This is a genomic window from Williamsia sterculiae, from assembly GCF_900156495.1.
In the GTDB taxonomy this organism is placed as follows: Bacteria; Actinomycetota; Actinomycetes; order Mycobacteriales; family Mycobacteriaceae; genus Williamsia_B; species Williamsia_B sterculiae.
This window is the reverse complement of the sequence record NZ_FTNT01000011.1, coordinates 175384-182511: the sequence shown is the minus strand read 5'-3', so window position 1 is coordinate 182511 and position 7128 is coordinate 175384. Positions and strand designations below refer to the sequence as shown.

4 protein-coding genes and 2 rRNA genes are annotated in these 7128 nt (G+C 64.9%); all 6 read left to right on the top strand.

The annotated features are described in order from the left end of the window. Positions 1 to 2320 (top strand): 23S ribosomal RNA (locus BW971_RS17325); the annotation flags it as partial. Between the two features lie 118 nt (positions 2321 to 2438). Beyond that, positions 2439 to 2555 (top strand): 5S ribosomal RNA (gene rrf / locus BW971_RS17320). A 477-nt stretch (positions 2556 to 3032) separates the two neighbouring features. Next, positions 3033 to 4943 carry an HAD-IIA family hydrolase gene (locus tag BW971_RS17310; RefSeq protein WP_234974459.1) on the top strand — a complete coding sequence of 637 codons (1911 nt, stop codon included), beginning with the start codon at positions 3033 to 3035 and terminating at the stop codon, positions 4941 to 4943. 69 nt (positions 4944 to 5012) lie between these two features. Further along, positions 5013 to 5255, top strand: a complete 243-nt coding sequence (locus BW971_RS17305) for a hypothetical protein (RefSeq protein WP_076482108.1) — start codon at positions 5013 to 5015, stop codon at positions 5253 to 5255. 34 nt (positions 5256 to 5289) lie between these two features. Continuing rightward, positions 5290 to 6150 (top strand): TlyA family RNA methyltransferase, encoded by an 861-nt coding sequence (locus BW971_RS17300; protein ID WP_076482106.1) that lies wholly within the window; start codon positions 5290 to 5292, stop codon positions 6148 to 6150. Next, positions 6147 to 7127, top strand: a complete 981-nt coding sequence (locus BW971_RS17295) for an NAD kinase (protein WP_076482104.1) — start codon at positions 6147 to 6149, stop codon at positions 7125 to 7127. Before BW971_RS17300 ends, BW971_RS17295 begins: the two co-directional genes overlap by 4 nt. Position 7128: the final 1 nt, after the last annotated feature.

Below are 7128 nucleotides of genomic sequence, written 5' to 3'. Positions count from 1 at the left end.
AAGATGTTGTGGAGGCCCGAACCCACTTCAGTTGAAAATGGAGGGGATGAGTTGTGGGTAGGGGTGAAAGGCCAATCAAACTCCGTGATAGCTGGTTCTCCCCGAAATGCATTTAGGTGCAGCGTTGCGTGTTTCTTACCGGAGGTAGAGCTACTGGATGGCGGATGGGCCCTATCAGGTTACTGATGTCAGCCAAACTCCGAATGCCGGTAAGTGAGAGCGTGGCAGTGAGACTGCGGGCGATAAGGTTCGTTGTCGAGAGGGAAACAGCCCAGATCGCCGGCTAAGGCCCCTAAGCGTGTACTAAGTGGAAAAGGATGTGGGGTCGCAGAGACAACCAGGAGGTTGGCTTAGAAGCAGCCACCCTTGAAAGAGTGCGTAATAGCTCACTGGTCAAGTGATCCTGCGCCGACAATGTAGCGGGGCTCAAGTACACCGCCGAAGCCGCGGCACTCACACATGTACATCCACATGGTTCTACGGGACTGTGTGTAGTGGTGTGGGTGGGTAGGGGAGCGTCCTGCATCCCTGGAAGCCACGGAGTGATCCTGTGGTGGAGGATGTGGGAGTGAGAATGCAGGCATGAGTAGCGAAAGCAGAGTGAGAAACTCTGCCGCCGAATGACCAAGGGTTCCTGGGCCAGGTTAATCCGCCCAGGGTGAGTCGGGACCTAAGGCGAGGCCGACAGGCGTAGTCGATGGACAACGGGTTGATATTCCCGTACCCGTGTATCCGCGTCCGTGATGAATCAGCTGTACTAACCACCCAAATGGTGGCCGATCTCCTTCGGGAGACGGTGCGCCGGCTGCGTGGGACCTCGGTTGGTAGTAGTCAAGCGATGGGGTGACGCAGGAAGGTAGTGGGGCCAGTCAGTGGTTGTACTGGTGTAAGCCTGTAGGACGAGGCATAGGTAAATCCGTGTCTCATGATGTCTGAGAGGTGATGCGTAGCCGTTGAGGCGAATTCCATGATCCTATGCTGCCGAGAAAAGCCTCTAGCGAGTTGGTACACGGCCCGTACCCCAAACCGACACAGGTGGTCAGGTAGAGAATACTAAGGCGATCGAGAGAACTGTGGTTAAGGAACTCGGCAAAATGCCCCCGTAACTTCGGGAGAAGGGGGACCACTGTTGGTGAACACCCTCGCGGTGGGAGCTGGTGGTGGTCGCAGAGACCAGAGAGAAGCGACTGTTTACTAAAAACACAGGTCCGTGCGAAGTCGTAAGACGATGTATACGGACTGACGCCTGCCCGGTGCTGGAAGGTTAAGAGGACCGGTTAATCACTTCGGTGGTGAAGCTGAGAATTTAAGCCCCAGTAAACGGCGGTGGTAACTATAACCATCCTAAGGTAGCGAAATTCCTTGTCGGGTAAGTTCCGACCTGCACGAATGGCGTAACGACTTCTCTGCTGTCTCAACCACAGACTCGGCGAAATTGCAGTACGAGTAAAGATGCTCGTTACGCGCGGCAGGACGAAAAGACCCCGGGACCTTCACTATAGCTTGGTATTGGTGTTCGGTTCGGTTTGTGTAGGATAGGTGGGAGACTGTGAAACCCGCACGCCAGTGTGGGTGGAGTCGTTGTTGAAATACCACTCTGATCGTATTGGACATCTAACCTCGGACCCTGATCGGGTTCAGGGACAGTGCCTGGTGGGTAGTTTAACTGGGGCGGTTGCCTCCCAAAATGTAACGGAGGCGCCCAAAGGTTCCCTCAGCCTGGTTGGCAATCAGGTGTTGAGTGTAAGTGCACAAGGGAGCTTGACTGTGAGACGTACATGTCGAGCAGGGACGAAAGTCGGGACTAGTGATCCGGCACCAACGTGTGGAAGTGGTGTCGCTCAACGGATAAAAGGTACCCCGGGGATAACAGGCTGATCTTCCCCAAGAGTCCATATCGACGGGATGGTTTGGCACCTCGATGTCGGCTCGTCGCATCCTGGGGCTGGAGTAGGTCCCAAGGGTTGGGCTGTTCGCCCATTAAAGCGGCACGCGAGCTGGGTTTAGAACGTCGTGAGACAGTTCGGTCTCTATCCGCCGCGCGCGTAAGAAACTTGAGGAAACCTGTCCCTAGTACGAGAGGACCGGGACGGACGAACCTCTGGTGTGCCAGTTGTTCCACCAGGAGCACCGCTGGTTAGCTACGTTCGGAAGGGATAACCGCTGAAAGCATCTAAGCGGGAAGCCTGTTCCAAGATGAGGTTTCTCACCCCCACCGCGGGGTTAAGGCCCCCCACAGACCATGGGGTTGATAGGCCAGAACTGGAAGCCCAGCAATGGGTGCAGGTGACTGGTACTAATCGGCCGAGGACTTACCACAACACCCCAACCACCAAACACAGGTTCACGGGAACTCACATCCACTATGCAACTCTGAAACAACACACAAGAGGACAAACAAACCCACCCCCACCAGGGGCGTGTGTGTTTCACAAAGTTACGGCGGTCATAGCGGCGGGGAAACGCCCGGTCCCATCCCGAACCCGGAAGCTAAGCCCACCAGCGCCAATGGTACTGCACCCTCAACAGTGTGGGAGAGTAGGACACCGCCGAACACAACCCCAGGCATGCCCCGCACCACGTGCGGGGCATGCCCCATTTCATAACCCGTTGTCGTGCCTGTGAATTCGGTTGTCGTGTAGGTCGACCGTTACGCTGGGCGGCAGTGTGTCGAGATCAACTCCGACAGTGTGGATCCGCCGTGGGTGGACCCGTCGAGCGAAGAGGGGTGCGTCATGGACGATCGCCGTGGCGATGACGGTAAAGGCCGCGGCGTCCGTAGGTCCTCGGATGGTCGCGGTGGTTTCCGTGCCGGCGAGGGACGGTCCGACCGCGGCCGTGGTGGCCGTCAGCAGGGTCGTCCGGAACGCGATGAACGCGGCCGGGTGAGCGGATCGCGTGACGCGCGCCGCGGATCCGATCGACGCGCGGCCGGAGGCGGAGCGCCCGGCGGGGGACATCGGGACGATGCGCGTTCGGCAGAGCGGTCCACCGACCGCCGCGCCCCGAGCGGTCCACCCATCCCCGACGATGTGACGCCCCAGGATCTCGACGGGGAGATCCGGCGGGATCTGCTGACCTTGGACCGCACCACCGCCGACGAGGTGGCCCGGCATCTGGTGATGGTCTCCAGGCTGCTCATCGATGATCCGGAACGTGCGTTGCTGCATGCCCGCGCGGCCCGACAGCGCGCCGCCCGGGTGGCCGTGGTGCGGGAGACCGCCGGCGTCGCCGCGTACAACGCTCAGGAGTGGTCCGAGGCGCTCACCGAGCTCCGCGCCGCACGCCGGATGTCCGGGACCTCTGCGTTGTTGCCGTTGATGGCCGACGCCGAGCGTGGTCTGGGTCGTCCGGAGAAAGCCATCGACCTGGCTCGCGGTGCAGAAGGGCGCGCTCTCACCGGGGACGAGGCCACCGAGATGCGTTTGGTCGAAGCCGGCGCGCGTATCGACCTGGGCGAGCCGGAAAAGGCAGTCGTCACCCTGCAGGGAGAGGACCTGGATCCCAGTCGGACCGGAACGGCGCCCGCGCGTCTGTTCTACGCGTACGCGTCGGCGTTGCTCGCCGCAGGTCGTGTCGACGACGCCGTCACCTGGTTCATGAACGCCGCCGCGGCCGACCTCGACGACGTCACCGACGCCGAAGAACGACTCACCGAGCTGGCCGACCCGGCAACCCGTGACGACCGCACTCCGAGCCCGTCGAGGGTCGAATCGGCAGCTGCGGTCCCCGATACCGACGCCACCACCGCGGGAGGTGGCGAGACGAGCACGTCGGTGGAGGTGCCCGACACCGAGGTCGCCGCGGATCAGACGCCGGACGCAGCGCAGGACCCGACCACCGCCGACGAGTCCGTCCCGAGCGACGACGTGTCACGTGACGCTGTGGTCCGCACCCCGGTTGACCACACCGACCTGTCGGTAACGGATCCGACGGGCGACGACGCCTCGGCCGAGAAGTCGCTGGCCGCCAACTACGACGTGCTGTTGCTCGACCTGGACGGAACCCTGTACGCGGGGCAGCGGGCCATCCCGGGTGCCACCGAGGCGCTGAGCGAGGTGGACAACCCGTCGTATTACGTCACCAACAACGCGAGTCGGCGACCGGACGAGGTGGCCGCACACCTCGAGGAACTGGGATTCAGCGCCACCGCCGAACAAGTGGTCACCAGCGCACAGACCGGTGCCCGACTGCTCGCCGACCACCTGCAACCCGGGCAGCGTGCGCTCGTCGTCGGAACCGACGGACTCGCCCAGGAGGTGCGCGAGGTCGCCATCGGGGTGACGCGTAGCGCCGACGACCGGCCCGCCGCCGTGATCCAGGGGCATTCCCCGGACACCGGCTGGCAGCAACTGTCCGAGGCCGCGCTGGCCATCAACGCCGGGGCGCTCTGGATCGCGTGCAACGTGGACGCCACCCTGCCGACGGAGCGCGGCTTCGCCGTGGGCAACGGTTCGATGGTCGCGGCGGTGGCCAACGCCACCGGGAAGCAACCGATCGTCGCGGGTAAACCAGCCGCACCGTTGATGGACGACGCCATCGCGCGCAGCGGCGCGCGGAATCCGCTGGTCGTCGGCGATCGGCTGGACACCGACATCGCCGGTGCCAACACCGTGGGTCTCGACAGCCTGATGGTGCTCACCGGAGTCAGCTCCGTCGCGGACCTGCTGGCGGCCCGGCCCGAGCATCGTCCCACGCATGTCGGGCCCGACCTGACCACCCTGTCGCTGCCCGCCGACCGTTCTCGGATCGCCCCCGCACCCGGATGGACGATCGAGGTCAGCGGGGACGTCATCACGGTGCGTGGCGACGACGACGCAGACCCGTCGCGGGTGCTACCCGCCTTGGTCGCCGCCGCCTGGGAGGCCGGACGGGAGAAGGCGCCGCAGATACGCGCCGATGGTGAGCGGGCACGAGCGGCGCTCGGCGATCTGGGCCTGTGAACACCGCGACTCGTCGGCCGCGCGTCCGTCCCTACGGGCGTCGGCGGCCTCCGATAGCGTTGGGGTCCTATGAACGCACCGCTACCCGGTAGTCATCTGCGCCCTCGGGGTGCGGGTGCCGACATGTCTCCCGCCGATGTCGACCCGTCGGCGATCACCACTGCCGTCGCCGAACTGGTCGAGCAGGTCGACGCGTTGCGCGGCGCGGACTCCGATGAGCTCGACCTGACCTCGTTGTCGAGGCAGACCGAATTGTTGGAGCAGGCGCACGCCGTACTCACCGAGGCGTTGGAGCAGATCGACCGTGCCTGACCGCATGCACCGCGTCGACGAGGCCGGGGGTTAGGTGGCACCCCGAGTCCGCCTCGACGCCGAACTGGTGCGTCGGGGACTGGCCCGTTCCCGTGAGCAGGCCCAGACGCTCATCACCGACGGCAAGGTCAAGGTGTCCGGAGCGGTCGCCAGCAAGCCCGCGACCAACGTCGGGCGCGCCACCCCGATTCTGGTGGTAAAGAACCACTCCGACGACTATGCGTCCCGCGGAGCGCACAAGCTGCTCGGCGCTCTGGCGGAGTTCGGGTCGGCCGGGATGACCGTGACCGGCCGGCGGTGTCTGGACGCCGGTGCGTCGACCGGTGGTTTCACCGATGTGCTGCTACGCGAGGGTGCGCGCGAGGTGGTCGCGGTCGACGTCGGGTACGGACAGCTCATCTGGCGGTTGCAGTCGGACGAGCGCGTGTCGGTGCACGACCGCACCAACGTGCGGCGGCTGACGGCCGACGACATCGGTGGTCCGGTGGACCTCGTGGTCGCCGACCTGTCGTTCATCTCGTTGGGACTGGTGCTACCCGCATTGGCCGCCTGCGCACGGCCGGGCGCCGATCTGCTCCCGATGGTCAAGCCGCAGTTCGAGGTGGGCAAGGACAGGGTGGGTGCAGGCGGTGTGGTGCGTGATCCGCAACGCCGTGAGGAGGCGGTCCGCGCGGTCGCCACGACCGCCGCGGGGCTGGGTCTGCGCACCCTGGGCGCCGTGGCCAGCCCACTGCCCGGGCCGTCGGGCAATGTTGAATACTTCTTGTGGCTCCGGAAGGTCTCGTCCACCACCACCGATCGACCGGCAGGAACCGAATCGGGGCCGTCGGACGTCAACTCCGTTGAGGACACCGCCGAAACGATCGCACGAGCGGTCGAGAGGGGACCGCAGTGACCGCGAGCAGCGACGCCCCCGACGGTGGCGGCCGGGAGTTCCTGGTGGTTGCGCACACCGGCCGGGCGGCTGTCGTCGAGACCCTCGACGCCATCGCGCGGCGCTGTGCCGAGGCCGGAGTGGGGTTGCGTGTCGTCGACCACGACACCCTGGCCGACCACCCGGAGATGACCTACAAGGCGGAGGTGCATCCGGTCGATCCCGCGCACCTGCGATCCATCGGTGCCGAGGTGGCGGTCACCAGTGCCGATCCCGGATCCGCCGCGGGCTGCGAGGTCGTCATCGTGCTGGGCGGTGACGGGACGTTCCTCCGGGCGGCCGAACTCGCCTACCCGGCATCGATACCGGTGCTCGGCATCAATCTCGGCCGCATCGGCTTCCTGGCCGAGGCGGAGGCGAACCGCGTGGACGAGGTGATGGTGCAACTCATCTCCGGTGACTACCGCGTGGAGGACCGGATGACGCTGGACGTGGCGGTCCTCGTCGACGGCGAAACGCACGGGTCATCGTGGGCGCTGAACGAGGCCAGCGTGCAGAACCCGTCCGGTCAGGGCGTGCTCGGTCTGGTCACCGAGGTGGACGGGCGGCCGGTGTCGGCGTTCGGAGCCGACGGGATCCTGGTGTCGACGCCCACCGGTTCCACCGCATACGCGTTCTCAGCGGGTGGCCCGGTCATGTGGCCCGATCTCGAAGCCATCCTCATCGTGCCCAACAACGCCCATGCTCTGTTCGCCCGACCGATGGTCACCAGCCCGCGGTCGGTGGTCGCGGTGGAGGTGGAGCCAGGTCCGTACGACGCCCTCGTCTCCTGCGACGGTCGTCGTGTGCTGCCCGTGCCTGCCGGGGCCCGACTCGAGGTGGTCCGCGGACACAAACCCCTGCGTTGGGTGCGCATCGACTCCGAACCGTTCGCCGACCGGCTGGTCACCAAGTTCGATCTCCCGGTGACCGGATGGCGCGGAAAGAAGGAGGTCTGAG